General features: G+C 73.2%; 17 protein-coding genes. 7 read left to right on the forward strand and 10 right to left on the reverse strand.

Annotation, left to right across the window (positions count from 1 at the left end; all coding sequences use genetic code 11):
* Positions 1 to 220 precede the first annotated feature (220 nt).
* Both ACFV1J_RS27070 and ACFV1J_RS27075 read left to right on the forward strand, forming a co-directional pair.
* Positions 221 to 2,431, forward strand: coding sequence for a fructose-specific PTS transporter subunit EIIC (locus tag ACFV1J_RS27070; protein WP_385862218.1), 2,211 nt, complete (start codon positions 221 to 223; stop codon positions 2,429 to 2,431).
* A 259-nt stretch (positions 2,432 to 2,690) separates the two neighbouring features.
* Complete coding sequence (locus ACFV1J_RS27075; protein WP_385862220.1) at positions 2,691 to 3,566, forward strand: NAD(P)-dependent oxidoreductase; 876 nt, start codon at positions 2,691 to 2,693, stop codon at positions 3,564 to 3,566.
* A gap of 91 nt (positions 3,567 to 3,657) precedes the next feature.
* Here the strand turns inward: ACFV1J_RS27075 and ACFV1J_RS27080 are convergent, their stop codons facing one another.
* On the reverse strand, positions 3,658 to 4,989 hold the full coding sequence (locus ACFV1J_RS27080) for an Ig-like domain-containing protein (protein ID WP_385862222.1): 1,332 nt from the start codon (positions 4,987 to 4,989) through the stop codon (positions 3,658 to 3,660).
* Between the two features lie 83 nt (positions 4,990 to 5,072).
* Positions 5,073 to 6,275, reverse strand: coding sequence for a CaiB/BaiF CoA transferase family protein (locus tag ACFV1J_RS27085; protein WP_385862224.1), 1,203 nt, complete (start codon positions 6,273 to 6,275; stop codon positions 5,073 to 5,075).
* 294 nt (positions 6,276 to 6,569) lie between these two features.
* Here ACFV1J_RS27085 and ACFV1J_RS27090 point away from each other — a divergent pair, with 294 nt between their 5' ends.
* Positions 6,570 to 6,884, forward strand: a complete 315-nt coding sequence (locus ACFV1J_RS27090) for a hypothetical protein (protein ID WP_385862226.1) — start codon at positions 6,570 to 6,572, stop codon at positions 6,882 to 6,884.
* A 67-nt stretch (positions 6,885 to 6,951) separates the two neighbouring features.
* Here the strand turns inward: ACFV1J_RS27090 and ACFV1J_RS27095 are convergent, their stop codons facing one another.
* Complete coding sequence (locus tag ACFV1J_RS27095; RefSeq protein WP_385862228.1) at positions 6,952 to 7,584, reverse strand: YIP1 family protein; 633 nt, start codon at positions 7,582 to 7,584, stop codon at positions 6,952 to 6,954.
* 84 nt (positions 7,585 to 7,668) lie between these two features.
* Here ACFV1J_RS27095 and ACFV1J_RS27100 point away from each other — a divergent pair, with 84 nt between their 5' ends.
* A complete protein-coding gene (locus ACFV1J_RS27100; protein WP_385862230.1) occupies positions 7,669 to 8,385 on the forward strand; it encodes a VIT family protein in 717 nt (238 codons plus the stop codon).
* 22 nt (positions 8,386 to 8,407) lie between these two features.
* On the opposite strand, the gene ACFV1J_RS27105 is transcribed toward ACFV1J_RS27100, so the two are convergent.
* From ACFV1J_RS27105 to ACFV1J_RS27120, 4 genes are all read right to left on the reverse strand, one after another.
* On the reverse strand, positions 8,408 to 9,523 hold the full coding sequence (locus ACFV1J_RS27105; protein ID WP_385862346.1) for a P1 family peptidase: 1,116 nt from the start codon (positions 9,521 to 9,523) through the stop codon (positions 8,408 to 8,410).
* Entirely contained in the window at positions 9,516 to 10,349 is an 834-nt protein-coding gene (locus ACFV1J_RS27110; protein WP_385862233.1) for a L,D-transpeptidase family protein, read from the reverse strand. The genes ACFV1J_RS27105 and ACFV1J_RS27110 overlap by 8 nt, the downstream gene beginning before the upstream one ends.
* Before the next feature lie 360 nt (positions 10,350 to 10,709).
* Positions 10,710 to 11,867, reverse strand: coding sequence for a low temperature requirement protein A (locus ACFV1J_RS27115; protein WP_385862234.1), 1,158 nt, complete (start codon positions 11,865 to 11,867; stop codon positions 10,710 to 10,712).
* 142 nt (positions 11,868 to 12,009) lie between these two features.
* Positions 12,010 to 13,041, reverse strand: a complete 1,032-nt coding sequence (locus ACFV1J_RS27120; RefSeq protein WP_385862236.1) for a methyltransferase — start codon at positions 13,039 to 13,041, stop codon at positions 12,010 to 12,012.
* Between the two features lie 188 nt (positions 13,042 to 13,229).
* Between ACFV1J_RS27120 and ACFV1J_RS27125 the strand changes: the two genes are divergently transcribed.
* Together ACFV1J_RS27125 and ACFV1J_RS27130 are read left to right on the forward strand one after the other, a co-directional pair.
* Positions 13,230 to 14,624: an amidohydrolase gene (locus tag ACFV1J_RS27125; RefSeq protein ID WP_385862238.1), complete on the forward strand. Its 1,395-nt coding sequence runs from the start codon at positions 13,230 to 13,232 to the stop codon at positions 14,622 to 14,624.
* A 139-nt stretch (positions 14,625 to 14,763) separates the two neighbouring features.
* Positions 14,764 to 16,179, forward strand: a complete 1,416-nt coding sequence (locus ACFV1J_RS27130) for a MerR family transcriptional regulator (RefSeq protein WP_385862240.1) — start codon at positions 14,764 to 14,766, stop codon at positions 16,177 to 16,179.
* A gap of 18 nt (positions 16,180 to 16,197) precedes the next feature.
* Here ACFV1J_RS27130 and ACFV1J_RS27135 read toward each other — a convergent pair whose 3' ends face one another.
* The 3 genes from ACFV1J_RS27135 to ACFV1J_RS27145 all read right to left on the reverse strand — a co-directional run bounded on the left by ACFV1J_RS27135 (position 16,198) and on the right by ACFV1J_RS27145 (position 19,479).
* Positions 16,198 to 17,454 (reverse strand): FAD-dependent oxidoreductase, encoded by a 1,257-nt coding sequence (locus ACFV1J_RS27135; protein WP_385862241.1) that lies wholly within the window; start codon positions 17,452 to 17,454, stop codon positions 16,198 to 16,200.
* Positions 17,455 to 17,615: 161 nt separating this feature from the next.
* Entirely contained in the window at positions 17,616 to 18,509 is an 894-nt protein-coding gene (locus ACFV1J_RS27140) for a sulfite exporter TauE/SafE family protein (protein WP_385862243.1), read from the reverse strand.
* Position 18,510: 1 nt separating this feature from the next.
* Positions 18,511 to 19,479 (reverse strand): UTRA domain-containing protein, encoded by a 969-nt coding sequence (locus ACFV1J_RS27145; protein ID WP_385862245.1) that lies wholly within the window; start codon positions 19,477 to 19,479, stop codon positions 18,511 to 18,513.
* Positions 19,480 to 19,723: 244 nt separating this feature from the next.
* On the opposite strand from ACFV1J_RS27145, the gene ACFV1J_RS27150 reads away from it, so the two are divergent.
* The gene (locus ACFV1J_RS27150; protein WP_385862247.1) at positions 19,724 to 21,310 is read left to right on the forward strand and encodes a rhodanese-like domain-containing protein; all 1,587 of its coding nucleotides are present in this window, start codon (positions 19,724 to 19,726) and stop codon (positions 21,308 to 21,310) included.
* Positions 21,311 to 21,387 lie beyond the last annotated feature (77 nt).

Raw genomic sequence — 21,387 nt, forward strand, 5'->3', positions numbered from 1 at the left:
GCCGAGCGAGCGGCCGGGGCGCACAGAGTCGGGCGAGTTTCGTGGGGGCGGTCCGGGCGAGCGTCATGCGGACCTGGGCGGGAGTCATCAAGAGCCGGGGGAGCAGGGCGGGGTCGGGTGCGGAGTGCGTACACATGCACGTGCTGCCGTCCGCCGACGTGTTGTTCGCGAGGGTCGGTCGCCCGGCAGGCGTTCGGGCCGGTACTGAAGGGAGCGCGCGATGAGCGAGCTGATCACCGCGGACCTGGTCGATCTCGACCTGTCCGCAGAAACCAAGGACGCCGCCGCACGGTCGCTGGCCGAGCGGATGGTCACGTCCGGGCGCGTCACGGACCTTGAGGGCTTCCTCGCGGACGTGGCCGCGCGCGAGGCCCAGATGCCGACCGGGCTGGACGGCGGGATCGGGATCCCGCACTGCCGTAGCGGGCATGTCACCGAGCCGACGCTGGCCTTCGGGCGCAGCGCCGCCGGGATCGACTTCGGGGCGCCGGACGGCCCGGCCGACCTGATCTTCCTGATCGCGGCCCCGGCGGGCGGCGACGCCGACCACCTGTCGATCCTCTCCACGCTCGCCCGCCACCTGATGGACGAGTCCTTCACCGGCGCCCTGCGCTCCGCCACCGAACCGGGCCGCGCGGCGGCGCTGATACGGGGCGAGACGCCGGAGGAAGTGGAGAAGCCGGCGGAGCCGGAGGAGTCCACTGCGGCGGAGGAGTCCACCGCGGCGGGCGAGCCCGCGGGCGAAGCCCCCGCGGACCGGGAGGCTGCCCTGGAGCCGGAGCCCGCCCCGGCACCCGAGCCGGTCCCGGCACCGGAGGCCGCCCCGGCACCCGAGCCCGTCCCCGAGCAGGCGGCCGCCCCCGAGCAGGAGGCCACTCCCGCCCCGGAGCCGGAGCCCACCCCCGTCACCACCCCCGCCCCCTTCCGTATCGTCGCCATCACCTCCTGCCCCACCGGCATCGCGCACACCTACATGGCCGCCGAGTCGCTGGAGAAGGCCGGGCGGGCCGCCGGCGTCGAGGTGTTCGTCGAGACGCAGGGCTCGGCCGGGTTCAAGCGGCTCGATCCGCAGCTCGTGGCCGACGCGGACGGCGTGATCCTCGCCCATGACGTCGAGGTACGGGACAAGGAGCGGTTCGCCGGTAAGCCGACCGTCGACGTCGGGGTGAAGGCGGGCATCAACCGCCCCGCCGAACTCATCGCCGAGGTACGGGACAAGGCCGCCCGAGGCGAGACCGATGCGATCGGTGCGGTCGGTGCGTCCGGCGGGGCCGGCACGGCCGGGCGCCCCGCCGCGCCCATGGACAGGGGCGCCGACGCCGCCGACGGCTACGCCACCCGGCTGCGCAAGTGGCTGATGACCGGCGTGAGTTACATGGTTCCGTTCGTCGCCGCCGGTGGTCTGCTCATCGCGCTCGCCTTCGCGATCGGCGGCTACACGATCAACAAGGCACCGTCCGTCGCCGACCACTTCCTCTGGACGGAGTCCACCAGTTGGGCGGCCCTGCTGTTCCAGATAGGCAGCGTCGCGTTCGGCTTCCTCGTCCCCGTACTGGCCGGCTTCATCGCGTACGGCATGGCGGACCGGCCCGGGCTCGTGCCCGGCTTCGTCGGCGGGGCCATCGCGCTCACCATCAACGCGGGCTTCCTCGGCGGTCTGATCGCCGGACTTCTCGCGGGCGGTGTGGTGATGACGATCCAGCGCCTGCACGTCCCGGCACCGCTACGCGGCATCATGCCGGTCGTGGTGATCCCACTGGTGTCGTCCATCGTGGTCGGCTTCCTGATGTTCCTGGTGGTCGGCAAGCCGATCGCCGCCCTGCAGAAGGGGCTGACCGACTGGCTGTCCGGCCTCACCGGTGCCAACGCGATCATCCTCGGCGCGCTGCTCGGCCTGATGATGTGCTTCGACCTGGGCGGCCCGCTGAACAAGGTCGCGTACACCTTCGCGGTCGGCGGGCTGGCCAATCCGAACGAGGGCAGCCTGAAGGTGATGGCCGCGGTGATGGCCGCCGGTATGGTCCCGCCGCTGGCGATGGCACTGGCCACGACCGTCCGCGGGAGGCTCTTCACCAAGACCGAGCGGGAGAACGGCAAGGCGGCCTGGGTGCTCGGGGCGTCCTTCATCACCGAGGGCGCGATCCCGTTCGCGGCCGCCGATCCGCTGCGCGTGATCCCCTCCGCGATGGTCGGCGGCGCGGTCACCGGCGCCCTGTCGATGGCCTTCGGCTGCACCCTGCGCGCCCCGCACGGCGGCGTCTTCGTCGTCCCGCTGATCGGCCAGCCACTGCTCTACCTGCTCGCCATCGCCGCCGGTACGTGCGTCAGCACCGCCCTGGTCCTGCTCCTGAAGAGCCTCCGCAGGCCGACCCCTGCGACCCCCGCCGAAACCCCGTCCCCCGACCACCCGGGCGTCCCGGCCACCGCCTGACCCCCCTCCACCCCGCCGGGGCCCGGGCCGCCACCACAGGCGGTCCGGGCCCCGGCTTCATGGCCACACCGGCGGACCGGCGCCGCCGATCCTTGTTGCTCATTCACCTGTGGGCAAGCCGGTCACCTCCAGGTAAGTACGCACTAAAAAGTGGGTACTTGTCCCTCCTTTTGCCTGGGCCAAGACTGATCGCGTGATCGAGAGATCCGGAGACCCGGATCTCCGGAGAGCGCGAGTTACCAGGTAGAGGAGTTCTTTCGTGTCGGTGGAGAAGACCGGTGTCGCGGTGCTGGGGCTGGGGAGCATGGGGAGTGCGCTGGCCGGGGCGTTGGTGGCGGGTGGGCATGCGGTGCGGGTGTGGAACCGTACGCCGGGGAAGGCCGAGGGGCTCGTCGCGCGGGGAGCGTGGGAGGCCGGGTCGGTGGCCGAGGCGGTGGACGGCTGTGACGTCGTGATCGTCTGCATCCTCGATTACGGCGATGTCGGGCCGCTGCTGGAGCAGGCCGGCGGGCCGACGGGGTTGCAGGGGCGGGTGGTGGTCAATGTGACCAACGGGTCGCCCGAGGAAGCCCGGAAGATGGCGGAGCGGGTGACGGCGCTCGGGGGCGAGTACCTCGACGGCGGGATCATGGCCGTACCGGAGATCCTGGCGACACCGCAGGCGTTCGTGCTGTACAGCGGGTCCCGGTCGGCCTTCGACAGGTACCGGGGGCTGCTGGACTCGTTCGCGCGGAGCGTCTATCTGGGGGAGGATCCCGGGCTCGCACCGCTCAATGATCTTGCGCTGCTGAGCGGGATGTACGGGATGTTCGGCGGCTTCGCGCACGCCGCGGCGCTGATCCGCTCGGCGGGCGGGCCGGTCGCCGGGTTCACGAACACGCTGCTGGTGCCGTGGATCCAGGCGATGGCCGGTGGCTTGCCCACGATGGCGGAGCAGGTCGATTCCGGCGACTACTCGGTCACCGGCTCGCCCCTGGCCATGCAGGTCTCGCACGACGCCATCGGGGACGTCTCACGGGCCCAGGGGGTCAGCCCGGAGCTGTGGGCACCGGTGCTGGCGCTGATGGAGCGGCGGGTGGCGGACGGGCACGGGAACGAGGGGTTCGCCGGGGTGGTGGAGTTGTTGCTGCGCTGACCCGCGTGCCGCTGCGCTCGGCGGCGACCTCAAACGAACGGTGGCCGGTCCCTGCGTGGGGCCGGCCACCGTTCGTCGGGACGGGAGGCGGTCAGACCGCGCTGCCTGCCTTCCAGTCGGACCAGGAGAGGTTCCAGCCGTTGAGGCCGTTGTCCGGCTGGACCATCCTGTCGTGGGAGTTCTTCACGATGACGACGTCGCCGACCAGTGACTCGTTGAAGAACCACTTGCCGGGGGTGTCGCCGCCGCCGCCCTTGTTGTCGCGCAGGCCGACGCAGCCGTGGCTGGTGCCGGAGTTGCCGAAGACGGAGGGGGAGCCCCAGTAGTTGCCGTGGATGAAGGTGCCGGAGGACGACAGCCGCATGGCGTGCGGGACGTCCTTGATGTCGTACTCACCGCCGAAGCCGACCGTCGAGCCGTCCATCCGGGTCTGCTCGAACTTCTCCGAGATCACCATCTGACCGTTGTAGGTGGGGTGCTCGGGGCTGCCGCCGGAGATCGGGACCCTCTTGAGGACCTTGCCGTCCCGCTTGACCGTCATGGTCTGGGTGTTCATGTCGACCGTGGAGACCTGCGAGCGGCCGATCGTGAAGGACACCGTCTTGGACTGCACACCGGTGATGCCGTTGCCGCCCTTCACACCGTCCAGGTCGATCTTCATGGTGACCTTGGAGCCGGCCTTCCAGTAGTCCTCCGGCCGGAAGTCCAGGCGCTGGGACCCGAACCAGTGGCCGACGACCTCCTGGCCGCTGCTGGAGGTCACGGTGATGTGGGACTGGACGTCCTTCTTGTTGGTGATCACCTTGTCGAAGTTGAAGGACACCGGCATGCCGACGCCGACGGTCTTGCCGTTGTCGGGGGTGTACGAGCCGATGAAGCTGTTGGCCGACGAGACCGTCGTGAAGGTGGCGTTCTCGGTGGCCGAACGGCCCTTGGCGTCCTTCGCGTTCGCCACGAGCTTGTACTTGGTGCCGCGCTCCAGCTGGACGCCGGGCTTCCAGGACGTGCCGTCGGGCGATATGGCGCCGGCCACGGTGGCGTTCGTGTCGGCGACGGTGAGCTTGACGTCGGTCAACTTGCCGCCGGTGACCTTCACACCGGTGTCGTTGATGCTGGCGTCGGTGGCGCCGTCCTTCGAGGAGACCGTGATCTTGGCGTCCGAGGCGTCCTTCTTGGCCGCGGCGTCCGCGCCCGCCTGGCCGTTCTTCCCGTCGTCGTGGCCGCCGGCCTCGGCGTCGCCGCCACAGGCCGACAGGGCCAGCGCACCCGCTGCGAGCAGGGCGGTCACCGCGAGCGTGCGGCGCATCCGGCGGGTGCGGCGCGGGGCGCCGGTCACCTGCTGCTCGGCTGACGGGAACAGCTGGTGCGGGGTGCGGGACCGATCGGGCGCGGGGGTGTCCGGCGATGTCACGAGCTGCTCCATACAGGGGTGTTGTGTATTTCCGTGCTGGTAAACAGCACCTACGGGCAGATTTGGTTGCGGGTCAGGCCATGTTGTGACGAAGGTCACATTCTCGGCGGGAGAGGATGGTCGGCCGGTCCCGACAGCCAGGTTCGCAGCGCGGTGCCGTTTTCGTCCAGGCGGGGTGGTGCCGTCGGCGGTGTCACCGGCGTGTCCGAGAGTCGGAGCGGGCTGGTGACTTGGGGGATCCGGTCCTCGCCGACGGGGGTGACCGGGGTGAGTCCGAGCCGCTCCGCCAACTCCAGGGCCTGCGAGAGGGTGTTGACCGGGCCGCACGGGACGGAGGCGGCGAGCAGTCGCTCGGTCCAGTTCTCCGGGGTGTCGACGGCCAGCCGCTCCTCCAGTGCTTTGATGAGGTCTGTACGGTTTTGTACCCGGTCCTGGTTGCGGGCGAAGCGGGGGTCGTCGGCCAGCTCCGGGGAGCCCAGTGCCGTGGCCAGGGCCCGGAATTGGCGGTCGTTGCCCGCCGCCACCGCCAGCGGCCGGCCGTCCCGGCAGGCCAGCGTCTCGTACGGGGCGATGCTCGGGTGGCGGTTGCCCATCGGGCCCGGGTCGCGGCCGGTGGCCAGATGGCCGGACGCCTGGTTGACCAGCGAACCCAGCAGGGACGACAGCAGATTGACCTCCACCAGCTGCCCCCGGCCGGTGCGGTCGCGGTGGCGCAGCGCGGCCAGGATGCCGGTCGTGGCGTCCTTGGCGGTCAGTACGTCCACCAGCGCCACCCCCGCCTTCAGGGGCGGGCCGCCGGGCTCGCCGGTGATGCTCATCAGCCCGCCGACGGCCTGCACGACGAAGTCGTAACCGGGCAGCGAGGCGCCCGCGCCGGAGCCGAAGCCGGTGATGGAGCAGTGCACCAGGCCCGGATTGGCGGCGCGGGTGGCGGTGTGGTCCAGGCCGTATTTGGTGAGCGCGCCGGGGCGGAAGTTCTCGATCAGTACGTCGGCCCGCCGCGCCAGCTCGCGGGCCGCGGCCGCGTCGGCCGGGTCGCCGAGGTCCAGGGCGAGCCCCCGCTTGGAGCGGTTGGCGGCGTCGAAGTACGCGGCCGTCCCGTCCTCGGCGAACGGCGGGCCCCAGGCGCGGGTGTCGTCACCGGTGCCCGGCCGCTCCACCTTGATCACCTCGGCGCCGAGGTCGGCGAGCGTCGCGGCGGCCAGCGGGCCGGCCAGCACCCGGCTGAAGTCCGCGACCAGGATGCCGTCGAGGGCACGGGCGGGCGGGGCCGCGGGGGGTCGGGGCGGCTGCGGCACGGGGGCTCCTCACGTCGCGGGCGATGTGCCGCCATCGTGGGCGGCCCGCCGCGCCGCGGGGAAGCGTCCGGTGTGTCCCACGCAACCCTCCCGACCCTGACGGATTGGCCTCTTGGGGACGTATAGGCAGGCGTACGGGCCGTGGAGGGGGCGTGGGAGGGTGCCAGAAATGTAGCGAAATGTCATAGGAGATGCGTCACTTCGGGACTTTAGTCCCAAGATCCTCTGTTGTAACCGTGGATGCGTAGTGTCTACTGGCTCTAGCCCAGCGCCTCATACGTCCTGGAGGACCGCATGCTCCCCTCCGTATCGATTCTGCAGCAGATCGGCCTCGGCGTGCTCCTCGCGGTGGCCGTGCTCTGGGTCGTCGGCATCCTCAGACTGCTGCGGAACGGCCGGTACGAGGCGGCCATGCGGCGCGACCGGCGCGAGATGCGGACGCGGTACGCGACACCGGCCCCGGAGCGGCTCCCCGAACCGCCGGAGCTGCTCGGCTCGGTGCCCCGGCAGACCGGACCGGCCGGGCCCCCGGCGGAGTGCGTGGAGCTGACCGTCGCGGAGCGGGAGGCGTTCGAGGAGCTCGTCCGGCAGCTGACCAGCCGCAGCTGACCGGTGCCGCGGGGGCCGGACGCGAACCGGCCGGCCCCGGGGACGAGCCGGTGGGCGCCCGCCCGGATCAGCGGACCGGGCCGAGCCTGAGCAGGGCCAGCGCGGCCAGCATCTGCACCGTCACCGACAGCGCCGACTTCCCCGTCGGCAGGTGGTGCTGGCCGCGTATCAGCAGCACCGCGAGGAAGTAGCCGAAGCCCCAGGTCGTCCAGGTCGCGGCCTGGACGAAGGTGGCGTCGGTCGGCAGCCAGGCGACGATCGCCAGCCGCGGCAGGTCCGTCACCCAGAAGAGCACGATGAACAGGCTCGCGGTCGGCGCGAACCGGCCGCTGCCGCCGAGCGTGCGGGCTATCGCATGGGTCACCGCGCCCAGCGCCAGGCTCGCCACCAGCACCCCGGCCTCGGCCAGCCCCACCAGTTGCAGCGCCGCCGAGCGGTCGGCCGCCCACTGGCCGCGGAACGCGTCCACCGACAGCACCCCGATGCCGCCGCTGATCAGCGACAGCAGCACCGCGGCGCTCCACGCGCTGCGGTCCCGCGCCTCGTCCAGGACGTCCACCGGCCGGTACCAGAGCCCGAATATCAGCCGGTGCCACCACAGCCGGCGGCGTGGCGCGGGCGCGCCGGGCGCCTCGGGAGCCGGCTGGACGAGCGTGGGCGGCGGGTGTTGCGGAGGTCGGGAGGGGGGCGGTGCGGACATACGGCCGTTTCTACCACCGGCCGAACCGGGGTGCGGCGGGGGCGTCGAGCGGGGCACACGGGGTACGGATGAGACCCTCGGGAGGTGACCTTGCAGACTCCGGAGCACGACGAGGCGCACGGCGGCGGCCTCGGCAGCCGGCTCAACTGGCTGCGGGCGGCGGTGCTCGGCGCCAACGACGGCATCGTGTCGACGGCCGGACTCGTCGTCGGGGTGGCCGGCGCGACCCAGGACCGTGCCACGCTGCTGACGGCCGGACTGGCCGGGCTGCTGGCCGGTTCGATGTCGATGGCGGCCGGCGAATACGTCTCGGTGTCCACCCAGCGCGACTCGGAGAAGGCGGCACTGGCGCTGGAGCGCCGGGAGCTGGCGACCGCACCCCAGGCGGAACTGGTCGAACTGACCGAGCTGTTGGAGGGCAAGGGGCTGGAGCGGCAGCTCGCCCGCGAGGTCGCCGAGCAGCTCACCGAGCACGACGCGCTGCGCGCGCACGCCGAGGTCGAGCTGGGCATCGACCCCGACGAACTCACCAACCCCTGGCACGCGGCCGCCGCCAGCTTCCTCGCCTTCACCGCCGGGGCGCTGCTGCCGCTGCTCGCGATCGTGCTGCCGCCCGCCGCGCACCGGCTGTGGATCACGGTGGTCGCGGTGCTGGTCGCGCTGGCCGTCTGCGGCTGGTCCAGCGCCCGGCTGGGCGCCGCGCCGCCCGGGCGCGCGGTGCTGCGGAACGCCGGCGGCGGCGCGCTGGCCATGGCGGTCACCTACGTGGCGGGGACCCTGCTGGGCGCCGCCGGCGTCTGACCCGGCGGCCCTGGGTGGCCGGTCAGCCGCCGTCGTACAGGTCCCGGTACGAGGGGAAGCAGCCGCCCGGCCCGTCCACGCTCTCCGCGGTGAGCGCCGCCCGTACCACCGCACGGGTCAGCACGTCCGCGCCGGCGGCCAGGATGTCGTTCAGCGCACCGGCCTCCGCATGGACGCCGAAGGCGGGGTCGGCGACGACCGTCGTGTCCGGGAGCAGCGGGCGGGCGGCGGTGGACAGCGCGAAGACGGTGTCGCCGTCGGAGAGGAGGTGCACCGGGCGGAGCGCGCGGGCCAGCCCGTCGTGTGCGGTGCCGGCGAGCTTCTGGGCCTGGGCGCGGGTGAGGACGGCGTCGGTGGCGACCACGGCGAGGGTGGTGTTCAGCGGCGGACGGACCGAAGCGGCGAAGCGGGCGAGGGAGATCTCCCGCGCCTCGGCCAGACGGCGGAGCGCGGCGGTGTGCACCTCGGGGTCGGGCGGAGCCGCGTCCGGCAGGCCGTACAGGGCGCCGGTGCGGGGATCGGCGAACGAGCCCGCGGCGTTCACGGCGGCCAGCGCGGCGACCGTCGCCCCCGAGGGGAGGACCGCGCTCGCGGTGCCGGTGCCGCCCTTGAAGCCGCCGGCCACGGCTCCGGTGCCGGCGCCCGTGTTGCCCTCGGCGACCGGCGCGCCGGGCTCGGTGGCCGCGGCGGCCTCGGCGGCCGCGCGGCCCAGGGCGGCGTCCGGGCGGGCCCGCCAGTCGCCGCCGCGGCCCAGGTCGAACAGCGCGGCGGCCGGGACGACCGGGACGACCTGCGCGGGGTCGGGGCCGACGCGGAAGCCGCGGCCGTGGTCCTCCAGCCAGCCGACGACACCGGACGCGGCGTCAAGACCGTAGGCGCTGCCGCCGGTCAGCACGACCGCCTCGATACGCGGCACGAGATTGCGCGGGTCCAGCGCGTCGGTCTCCCGGGTGCCGGGCCCGCCGCCGCGCACGTCGACGGCCGCGACCACCCCGCCCTCCGGCGCGAGGACGACGGTGGTGCCGGTCAGCGCGCCCCCGCCGGCCCGCCGGGCATGGCCGACCCGCAGGCCGAGGACGTCGGTCAGGGCGTCCTGCGGCCCGGCGGGGAGCCCGGCGGCCGCCGCCCGCTCAGTAATGGGCCGGTCCCATCACGACGACCGGGTGCAGATCGGGGTCGAGGGTGCGCAGCAGCTCCCGCATCACCTCGGGCTTGAGGCTCACACAGCCCTGGGTCGGGCCGTCGTGGTCGACGTGCAGCCAGACGCCGCCGCCCTTGGAGTCGCCCCAGGGGCGCCGCGGGTCCAGCGGGGAGGAACCGGGCTCGCGGTTGTAGTTGATGGCGATGACGTAGTCGAAGGCGCCGGCCAGCGGCTCGCCCTCCACGCCGGTGCCGTCGGCGACGAAGCTGTCGTTGTGGTCGTAGGGGAGCTTGGTGCCGTCCGGGGCGGGCAGCCGGCCGCCGGCGTCGGTGAGGCTGTAGACGCCGATGGGGGAGCGCAGATCGCCGTAGCGGTGGTCGTCGGTCCAACCGTGCGCGGCGTTGTGCGCGGACCACGTGGGGCCCGGCTCCCACATGTCGGAGCCCTCCTCGCGGGTGTAGAGGACGACCTGGGAGTCGTAGGAGTCCATGCCCCTGCCGGTGACGACGAGCACCTGCCGGGAGTTCGCCGGTATCGCCTTGCGGGCCGCGTCGCTGAGGCCGGGGATCGGCTGGCCGGCCGGGACGCCGGGTGCGGCGTTCGGGGCGGATTTCGCCGCGGCGGCGGGGGTGCGTGGCGTGTCCGGGCCGGAAGCCGTCGTGGACGTGGTGCTCTTGGCGTCGGTCCGGCTTTCGTGGTCGTCGCCCGAGGCCGGCCACGCCCACAGGGCGGTGCCGACGAGCGTGGAGAGGGCGAGACCGCTCACGGCCTTGCTGCGCCGGGACAGTCTCGTCCCCACGCGGGTCTGGGCGTGGCGGGCCATGTCTGGCGTCTCCTCAGGTACGGACGGTTGCCCTCCGGGGCCTCCCTCAAGGGACTCCCCCTGTCATAAAAAGGGCAATCTGCACCCTACCGCGTCTGTGTCGGGGCGCCTCCGCTGGCCGGGGGGAAGCGGGGGGAACAAGAGCGCGAGGCGCCGGGAAGTGGGAGCCATTAGTGGGTAATTGACGGGCAATGGGCTGCTGGGAAGGCGCGGTCGGTCTGCTGACCAGGGGGCCGGCGCGGAGGCCCGAAGATGGCCGGATCTGATGCGCAATCAGGGTGATGCCCGGACAGGTACGGCCGTTCGCCGCGCATATGGGGGACGCCCTCCCGGGGCCCCGCCCGGGAGGCCGGTCCGGGCCTATTCCGCCAGAGCGGTGCCCTGACGGGCCGTAAGGGTGACGCCCACCGCCACCGTGGCCGACGCCACCAGCCCGGCCGCGAGCACCGCCCAGCGCCCCGCGAACGTGCACACCAGCATCAGCACCGACGACACCGGCAGCACCAGCTGCTGCGCCGGCCCGCGCTTCTGGTGACGGGAGTGGATCAGCCAGACCGTGAACAGGAACAGCGCGGCCGGCACCGTGACGCACGCCGCGGCCGCCGCCGTCGACAGCCGCGCCTTGCCGAACGCCTGCGCCACCGCGATCTCGATGCCCGCCCCGACCGCGGCCGCCGACCCGAACACCGGATAGTGCCCGTAGCCCCACACGAACGCCTGGCGGCCGGAGCGCAGATGGAGGTGGATGGGCACCGCGAAGTAGATCCAGTACGCGCAGAAGACCACCAGCAGCCCGCCGGCCGCGATCGGCAGCAGACGGCCCAGCTCCTCGTGCGCGTCCAGCGCCGCCTGCACCGCGACGGTGGCCGCGGCGACCGTCTCGCCCAGCACGATGATGGTGAACAGGCCGTAGCGCTCCGCGATGTGGTGCGGATGCCAGGCCGTCTGCCGCATCCGCTCCGCCAGCGCCGGAACGGCCAGCTCCAGCAGGCCCACGACGAGGAACACCCACGGCACGTCCTCCCGCGGCAGGACCAGCAGCCCCAGCCAGCCGACCTGGCACACCGTCACCCCCAGGGCGTAGCACAGCGCGGCCCGCCGCTCGGCGCCCTCGCTGCCCAGGGCCGCCCGCAGCCACTGCGCGACCATCGCCAGCCGCATCACCAGGAAGCCGCACCAGATGACGGTGAAGTCGCTGCTGACGAACGCCCGCGGCACGCCGGCCGCCAGGACCAGCACGCCCGCCATCTGGACCAGCGTGACCACGCGGTACAGCGGGTCGTCGGTGTCGTACGCCGACGAGAACCAGCTGAAGTTCATCCACGCCCACCACACGGCGAAGAAGAGCATCAGATAGCCCGACACGCCGTGCCCCCAGTGGCCCTCGGCCAGCGCATGCGCCAACTGGCGGCCGGCCTGGGCGACCGCCACGACGAAGCACAGGTCGAAGAAGAGCTCCAACGGGGTGGCGGTGCGATGCGCCTCGTCGCGGTGGCGGGCGCGCATCCGGACCGGCACATCGGCTCCTCTCGTCGGCCGCGGACCCGCCGCCCCGGAGGCGTCGGCCGGGGCGGACGTGATCAGTAGAGCGCGGGCGGCGGGTGCCGCCCATGAGGGGAGCGCGGCGTGTCGCGCGGCATCCGGGGGCGCGGCGCGGCGGTCACTCGGCGACGGCCTCCACGATCGACGGGAACGCCGCGGTCGGCAGCACCCGCGTCAGCCGGAACCCGCCCGCCGACAGCAGCGTCGCGAACTCCTCCGCGGTCCGCTCCTGCCCGTCGAGGACCGTCATCATCGCCACGTCGAGGGTCTTGCCGAAGTGCGGGGCGTTGCCCGGCGGCAGCACACAGTCGACGACCAGCAGCCGCCTGCCGGGCGCCATCGCCGCACGGCAGGCCCGCAGAATCCGCCGGCAGTGGTCGTCCGGCCAGTCGTGCAGCACATGCTTGAGGACGTAGACGTCCCCGCCCTCCGGCACGGTCGCGAAGAAATCGCCCTCCTGGGTGCGCCAGCGCCCCTTCAACTCGTCGCCGTCCAGGAGGTGGTGGGCCAGCGGCGGCGCCTGGTCGAAGAGCACCCCGGTCAGCTGCGGACGGCGGCGCAGCACGGCACGCAGCAGCCCGCCGCGGCCGCCGCCCACGTCCACGACCGTGCCGGTCCCGGGGAACGGGTAGGCCTCGGCCACCGCCTCGTCCACCTGCGCGGACAGCGACGCCATCCCGTCGTCGAACAGCTGCCGGGTGGCCGGGTGCGCCCCCAGATGGTCGAAGAACGGCGCGCCGAAGAGCCGCTCGAAGGACGCCCCGCCGTGCCGTACCGCCTCCGGCATCCCGGCCGAGGTCCGCAGGAACAGCTCGTCGGTGGCCATCAGGACGGCGGTGTGCAGGGAATCGGGTACGTCGGTACGGAGCGGCCGGGCGGCCGGGGTGAGCCGGTAGGCGCCGGTCGCGTCCTCGTGGAAGATGCCCCGGGCGGCGAGATAGCGCAGCACCCGGCGCAGGTGCGGGGCGTGGGTGCCGGTGGCGGCGGCGAGCTGCTCGGCGGTGCGCGCGCCGCCGGCGAGGTGGTCGGCGAGGCGGTGCTGGGCCGCGGTGCGTAACGCCGCGGAGAAGAGGTGGCCCATGGCGTGGTCCATCAGGTGGGCCGCGAGGTCCTGGGGCGCGCCGGTCGGTCGCTGGGATGAGGTGGCCAACGTCAGCCTCCGGTCGTCGGCTCGGCCTGCGGATCGACGGTCGCAGGCGGGTGATCCACGGTTGCAGCAGCGGGCTGCGGTGTCACGAAGACCGGGACGGGCAACCGCCAAGTCCGGCCAGGGAAGCGGGCGTACGGCGGGTGGGCCGGTGCTCGATGACGGGCGGCGGTTCATGGTCGAATGCGCGTATGAGCGACAGCGACAGCGCCACGACCGGAAAGACCGATACGGCAGCAGCAGACCGGACCGACAGGGCGGAGGCGGCCGGCGCGGGGGAGGCGGCCGGCACGGCGGGAGCGGCCGCCCCCGCCGCCGTCCTGGCCGCGCTCGACGACCGCCTCCCGGACCTCGAAGCGCTCTACAAAGACCTCCACCGCCACCCCGAACTCGGCTTCCAGGAGACCCGCACCGCCGCCGAGGTCGCCCGCCGGCTGACCGGCCACGGCTACGACGTCACCACCGGCATCGCCACGACCGGCGTCGCCGGCGTGCTGCGCAACGGCCCCGGCCCGGTCGTGCTGCTGCGCGCCGACATGGACGCGCTGCCGGTCACCGAGGCCTCCGGCCTGGACTACGCCTCCACCGTCCCCGGCCGGATGCACGCCTGCGGCCACGACGTGCACGTCACCTGTCTGCTGGGCGCCGCCGACCTGCTCGCCGCGGGACGCGCGCACTGGTCCGGCACCCTCGTCGTCCTCTTCCAGCCCGCCGAGGAGGTCGGCAGCGGAGCCCGGGCGATGATCGAGGCCGGCCTCTACAGCGAGGACCTGGTCCCCACCCCCGACGTGGTGCTGGCCCAGCACGTCGCCCCGTTCGGCGCCGGACTCATCGCGTACTGCCCCGGCGCCTGCATGGCCGCCGCCGACAGCCTGGAGATCACCTTCCACGGCACCGGCGGCCACGGCTCGCGGCCCGAGACCACCATCGACCCGATCCTGATGGCGGCCTCCTTCGTCCAGCGCGTCCAGGCCGTGGTGGCCCGCGAGGTCGCCCCCAAGGACCGGGCCGTGGTCACCGTCGGCGCCTTCCACGCCGGCGACACCGCCAACGTCATCCCCGACCGCGCCGTCGTACGGCTGAGCGTCCGCACCTTCGACGAGACGGTACGCACCGCCGTCCTGGCCGCCATCGAACGGATCGCCCGCGCCGAGGCCGCCGCTTCCGGCGCCGGCCGGGACCCGGAGATCACGACCCTCGACACCTTCCCGGTCACCGTCAACGACACCGACGTCCTTACGCAGGTCAACCAGGACTTCACCCAACTCTTCGGCGAGCAACGGCTGTTCGCCTACGAACCGGCGACCGGCAGCGAGGACGCCGGCCTGCTGGCGACCGCGGCCGGGGCGCCCCTCTACTACTGGTGGCTGGGCGGCTGGGACCCCGACGCGTTCCGCACCGCACTGGCCGCCGGCCGGCTGGCCCAGGACATCCCCTCCAACCACTCGCCGCACTTCGCCCCCGTCGTCCAGCCCACCCTCACCATGGGCGTCGAGGCACTGACGACGGCGGCCCTCAACCAGTTGGGGGCGGGGGACCGGCGGCCGGATGAGGCGGTCGCGCCAGGGAGTCTCCGGGGACGTTGACCTTGTCCCTGGGGGAAGCCCCAGCATCGGTGGCGCCGGGCGACGGGCCCGGCACGAGGAGGACGGCCGGGAGCCGTGGCAGGCGAGCGGTGTGGAGCCGGAGGAGGTGAGTGGTGTGGGGTCGGGGGAGGTGAGTGGTGTGGGGCCGTGGCAGGTGAGCGGTGTGCAGCCGTGGGAGAAGAACGGCGGCGAGCTGCTGACCATCGGCGCGTTCGCCCGCGCCTCGCGGCTCTCGCCGAAGGCCCTGCGGCTCTACGACGAGCTCGGCCTGCTGACCCCGGCCCGGGTCGACCCGCACACCGGCTACCGGCACTACGCACCGGCCCAGCTGGAACGGGCCCGGCTCGTCGCCTGGCTGCGCCGGCTCGGCATGCCGCTGGCCCGCATCCGTGAGGTGTGCGAGCTGGCACCGGCCGCGGCGGCCGGGGCGGTCGCCGCGTACTGGGCTCAGGTCGAGGCCGACACGGCAGCCCGCCGCGACCTGGCCGCCTTCCTCGTGGACCAGCTCTCCAGGAAGGACCCCACCACCATGACCGCATCCCCCGTACCGCTGACCCTGCGCGCCGCCGCCCGTACCGACCGCGGCCTGGTCCGCCCGGCCAACCAGGACGCCGCCCACGCGGGCCACCGGCTGCTGGCCGTCGCCGACGGCTACGGACCCGACGGCGCCGCGGCCGCCACCGCCGCCATCGACGCCCTCCGGCACCTCGACGCGGACGACTCCGACGACTCCGGCGACCGGACCCCCTTGGTCCCGACGGATCTCCTGGCCCCGACGGATCTCCTGGCCCCGACGGATCTCCTGGCCGCGCTGGAGGACGCGGCCGGGCGCGCCCACCAGGCCCTCCGGGACGCAGCACCGGCGACCCGGTCCTGGTCCACGGGTGTCCGGCGCGCCCCGGACGTCGCGGGCGGCCCGGAGAGCGTGGGCGGTCCGGAAACCGTGGGCGGTCCGGAAACCGTGGGCGGTCCGGAAACCACCGGTACGACGCTCACCGCCCTCCTCCACCACGGCGGACGGCTCGGGCTCCTGCACATCGGTGACTCCCGTGCCTACGTCCTGCGGGACACCGGCCTCATCCGCCTCACCCACGACCACAGCGTCGTCCAGTCCCTGATCGACGAGGGCCGCCTCACCCCGGAAGAGGCCCCCACCCACCCCCAGCGCGCCCTGCTCCTGCGCTCCCTCGACCCGGCCACCGACCTCGCCCCCGACGTGACGCTCCTGGAGGTCCGCCCCGGCGAGCGGTACCTGCTCTGCACCGACGGCCTGACCGGAGTGGTCCCGCCGGAGACGATCCAGCGGGTACTCGCCACCGCCCCCGGCCCCGCCGAGGCCGTGACGGAACTGATCGCCCTGGCCCACGAGGCCGGCGCGCCCGACAACGTGGGATGCGTGGTGGCGGACGTGACGGAGCAGACCGCGGTGGAGGCCACAGCGGAGACGACGGCGGAGACGACGGGCAACGCGACGGGGGCGACGACGGGCGACGCGTCGGGGAAGACGACGAGGGACGCGACGAGGGACGTGCCGGGGGATACGAAGACGGCGTAGTACGCGTCAACGCAGGGTCTATGCCAGGCCCTTGAGCATGCCCTTGAAGTAGAGCTGAGGCAGGCCGTACCGCTTGAGGAACCACATATCCGTCCGCTCCCGGGTCGTGTCGAGGAAGGGGAACGAAGGGGTGGGCCGCAGGTCGTAGTCGAATTCGGCGAGCAGCATCTTGTGCCGGGCGGTGACCAGCGGGCACGAGGTGTAGCCGTCATAGCGGGCGGTGGCCGGGCGGCCGCGCAGGCTCGCGAGGAGATGGGCGACCACGACCGGGGCCTGCTTGCGGACGGCCGCGCCCGTCTTGGAGGTGGGCAGCGACGCCACGTCCCCCAGGGCGAAAACCTCGGGAAAATCCAGGTGTTGGAGGGTTTCCCGGTCGGCCTTGACGTACCCGTAGGGGGAGTCGGGGTCGGCCAGCGGGCCGTCCGCCAGCCACTCGGGAGCCCGCTGCGGCGGTACGGCGTGCAGCAGGTCGTAGCGGACCGTCTCCTTGGCGCCGGTGGCGTGATCGGTGATCACCGCCTCGCGGGCCGCACCGTCCAGATGGGTCATCTCCGAACTGAGCCGGACCTCGATGCCGTAACGCCGGGCCGTCTCCGCCAGCGCTCGCGAGAAGACCGGGACCTTGAACATCGCCGGTTCGGGCAGCACCAGGATCGTACGGATGTTGCCGAGGACACCGCGTTTGCGCCAGTAATCGGCCGCCAGATACGCGATCTTCTGCGGCGCGCCGCCGCACTTCACCGGCCCCGACGGCATGGTGAACAGCGCGGTACCGCGGCGCATACGGCGGATCAGGTCCCAGGTGAGCGGGGCGAGGTCGGGGCGGTAGTTGCTGCTCACCCCGCCGTGGCCGAGGGCGGCGGCCAGCCCGGGCACACCGTCCCAGTCGAGGTGCAGACCGGGCGCGAGGACCAGCCGCCCGTAGGAGAGCACGCGGCCGGAAGCGGTGGCGACCGTACGGGCCACCGGGTCCACGCCGGTGGCACGCTCCCGCAGCCAGCGCACCCCGGGCGGTATCAGCTCCGCCTCGGTACGCAGCGAGGCGCGCAACGGCGCCTGCCCGCCGCCGACGAGGGTCCACAGCGGCTGGTACCAGTGCGTCTCGGACGGCTCCAGCAGGGTGATGCCCGTGACCCCGGCCCGACGTAACCGGGCGGCGACGGTGATGCCCGCGGTTCCGCCGCCGACGATGAGGACTTGGTGGGGGGAGGGGTGGGCGGCGTTGGGGGTGGAATCGGGGGTGGGGCCGGTGGCGGGTCCGGTGGCGGGGGGCATGGGGTTCCTCCTATGGGGGTGGTCGTCGATGGCGTTCTTGTTTGTTGGGGGCGTCGGGGGCATTGGTGGTGCTCGTAGTGCTCGTGGTGCTCGTGGTGACCGTGGCATCCGTGGAGTCTGTGGTGGCCGTGGAGTCCGTGGTGTGTCCGTGGAGCCCGTGGTTACGGGGGCCACAAGCGGGGGACGGCGGCGGCTGCGGTCGTGAGGGCGAGCAGCGTGACGAGGGTGGCGAAGGCGGTGGTCAGGACCTGGGCGGGCAGCCGGGTGGTCAGACGGTTGCCGAGGTGGCTGCCGATCGCCGCACAGGCCGCGAAGCCGGCCAGCAGCGGCCAGTCCAGGGAGCCGGTACCGGCCCGGGTCGCCAGCGCCGTAAGGGAGTTGAGGAGGATGACGAGCAGCGACGTGCCGATGGCGACCGGCATCTCCAGGCCCAGCACGAGGGTGAGGGCCGGGACGACGACGAAGCCGCCGCCGACCCCGAAGAAGCCGGTGAGCAGGCCGACGGCGGAGGCGGTCACGGCGACCCGGCCGGAACGGAGCGTGGGGGCCAACTGGTGGGGGCGGGAAGCCGGTACGGAGGAACGGGAGGTTCTTAGGCGGGAGCGGGAGGACCGTAAGCGGGGGAGGGAGGACCGTAAGCGGGGGAGGGAGGCCCGTAAGCGCGAGGACCGCGCTGGGCGCCGCTCGGCCCGGATCCGTGACAGCAGCAGCGCCGCAACTACGAGCATCAGCCCGGCGAACGCCGCCATCAGGATCGCCGGGGGGACCGCCGCGCTCCAACGGGAGCCGAGGTAGCTGCCGGCCGTCCCCAGTGCACCGAAGGTCACGCCGGCCGCCCACCGGACCCGGCCCGCGCGGGCGTGGCACAGCAGCCCGGTCACCGCGCCGACCGTGACGACGACCAGCGCACCCGCGGTCGCCTCGTGCGGCGACTGCCCCAGCACGTACACCAGCACGGGAACGGCGAGTACCGACCCACCGCCGCCGAGCGCCCCCAGCAGCAGACCGATCAACAGCCCGCACGACAGCACCGCCACGGCTATGAGGACGGACACGCTAGGCGGTCGGACACGAGGAGGACCGATCCGAGGAGGACCGGGACGGGCCTAGGGACGGCTCCGGGGACGGACCTGTGGACGGGTCCGGGGACGGGTCCGGGTACCGGTACGGGCCCGAGGACGGTTCCTGGGAAGGGGCCGAGGATGAGTCCGAGGATGGGGATGAGTACGAGGACGAGGATGAGGCGCGTGGGGCCAGGGCGACGGCCGGGCTGTCGTCCGACCACTCCGCCACGAACGTGAACCGGTCACCCCGGACCACGGTTTCGCGCCATTCCACCGGCCGTTCCCCGGACCGCCCCAGCCGCTCGATCGCGAACGCCGGCTCCCGGTCGGCCAGCCCCAGCAGCCACGCCTGCCGGATGTCCGGCAGGAACGGATGGATCCGCTCCCGGCCACCGGTGACCTTCACCGAACAGCGCCGCGACAGCTCCCCGTAGAGGGAGGTGTGTCCGAAGTCCGCCTCCAACAGGGGCTCGGCGATCTCGGCGGGCAGATACGCGGTGTCGTGAGCGAGCGGTTCGCCGTCCGCGAGCCGCAGCCGTTCCAGTACGACCAGCGGTGCGTCCGGCACCAGCCCCAGATGCCCGGCGATCGTGCCGTCCGCGGTCCGTTCCAGGCGCAGCACCTCACTGCGCTGCTCCACGCCCTGCCCCTCCAGTTCCCGGAAGAGGCTGTAGAGCGAGCCGAGCGGCTGCTGTATGCGGCGGGTGTCCAGGCGGCTGGCGCGGCCGCGTTCGGCGATCACCAGGCCGTCGGCGCGCAGCTTGCGCAGCGCCTCGCGGACGGTGTGCCGGCTCACCTCGTACTCGGCGGTGAGCCGGTGCTCGGCGGGGAACTCCTCGGTGAACGCGCCGGCGTCCATCCGACGGCGCAGATCGGTGAGGAGCTGCGCCCAGAGGGGAAGCGGCGAGCGCCGGTCCAGGGGACGCGGGGCGTGCGGGAGGTGGGCCGGCTCGGTCGACATGGGCGGGGTACCCCTCCGCGGGCCTAGGGACGGAACAGGACGGAACGGATCGGCTGACGAGGCAGAGCAGTTGATGCCGGGCCAAGCCGGTGCGGCCGCACCGGAACCCGGCTTGTCGCCCGCCAACCCGGCTCCCTAATGTACGTACATCCGTGCATCCGCACAACGCATCGTCCCGCCCGCCCGAGCGGACCTCAGCCGCCGCCCGGGGCCGCCCGGGGCGCGCATCCCCTGGAGGCCGACCGTGCACTTCGCGCAGTACTACCTCGACTGCCTCTCGCAGGCGTCGTACCTGATCGGTGACGAGACCACCGGACGCGCCGTCCTCGTCGACCCGCGGCGCGACATCGACGACTACCTCCAGGACGCGGCCGCCGCCGGCCTGCGCATCGAGCTCGTCATCGAGACCCATGTGCACGCCGACTTCCTCTCCGGCCACCTGGAACTCGCCCGCGCCACCGGTGCCACCATCGCCTTCGGGGAGGCCGCCCGAACCGGCTTCCCCATACGGCGGTTACGGGACGGCGAGCGCATCTTCCTCGGCGAGGAGGGCAGCGGGCGTGAGGGGGAACGCGGGCACTCGCGCGAAGGCGGGCTCCAGGAAGGAGCAAGGGGCGAAGGCAGGCGCCAGGCCGGGGGGAGGGACAACAGCCGGCTCCAGGAGGGAGACAGGGCCGGAGGCGTCACCCTCACCGTGCTCGCCACCCCCGGCCACACCCTGGAGTCCCTCTGCCTGGTCGTCCACGAACACCCCGACGACCCGGTGCCCTTCGGCGTACTCACCGGCGACACCCTGTTCGTCGGCGACGTCGGCCGCCCCGACCTGCTCTCCGCCGCCGGTCACTCCCCGCACGACATGGCCGTACGCCTGCACCACTCCCTGCACACCAAACTCCTGACGCTCCCGGACGCGACCCGGGTCTTTCCCGCACACGGTGCCGGATCGGCCTGCGGCCGGAACCTGTCCACCGAGACCAGCTCCACCATCGGCGACCAGCGCCGCCTCAACTACGCCCTGCAGCCCATGCCGGTGGCCGAATTCGTACGGCTGGTCACCGCCGAACAACCCGCAACGCCCGGCTACTTCGCCCACGATGCCGCCCTCAACCGTGACGGCCACCCGCTCCTGGATACCGACGAGCCGCCCGCCCTCACCCTGGAGGAGGCCCTCGCGGCCCGTGCCCAGCAGGGCGCCGTACTGCTGGACTGCCGGCCACTGGCCTCCTACACCCGGGCGCATCTGCAGGGGTCGCTCCACACGAGCCTGGACACGCGCTTCGCGGAGTACGCAGGCAGCGTGGTCGCCCCGGGCACCCCGATCGTCCTGCTCACCGACCCGGGAAAGGCACGCGAGGCCCGCCTGCGCCTCGCCCGCATCGGCTACGACCACGTCCTCGGCCATCTCCCCGACCCGGCCGCCGTATTGGACGGTGAACCGGCACTGGTCCGCCGTAGCCACCGCATCGCCCCTGAGGAACTCCTCGGCGATGTCGCGGAGTTGGCCGTAGGAGGTGCGAATGCGGGACCTGGTGCGGAGGCGGGTGTGGGTCCGGGTACGGGTCCGGGCCTGAGTGCCGGCCGTTTTGCCCGGGCCCAGCTGATCGACGTCCGCAATCCCGCCGAGTACGCGGCGGGCGCGCTCCCGGGCGCCCGCAGCATCCCGTTGGCCACCCTGCCGGACCGCATCACCGAACTGGACCCGGCCCGCCCGGTCGTCCTCTACTGCCGCAGCGGAAACCGCTCGGTGATCGCGGCGGCCCTCCTGGAGGCACGGGGATTCAGGGACGTGTGCGATGTGGTCGGCGGATACCAGGCGATGGCCGGGACCTGAGGCGAGAGGGGCGCCACGTGCACTGTGGGTGGTGCGGAATGGTGGGGGGTGGGGCGCAGTATGGGGCGATCAGGTGG

This window comes from Streptomyces sp. NPDC059649, from assembly GCF_042734445.1.
GTDB lineage: Bacteria > Actinomycetota > Actinomycetes > Streptomycetales > Streptomycetaceae > Streptomyces.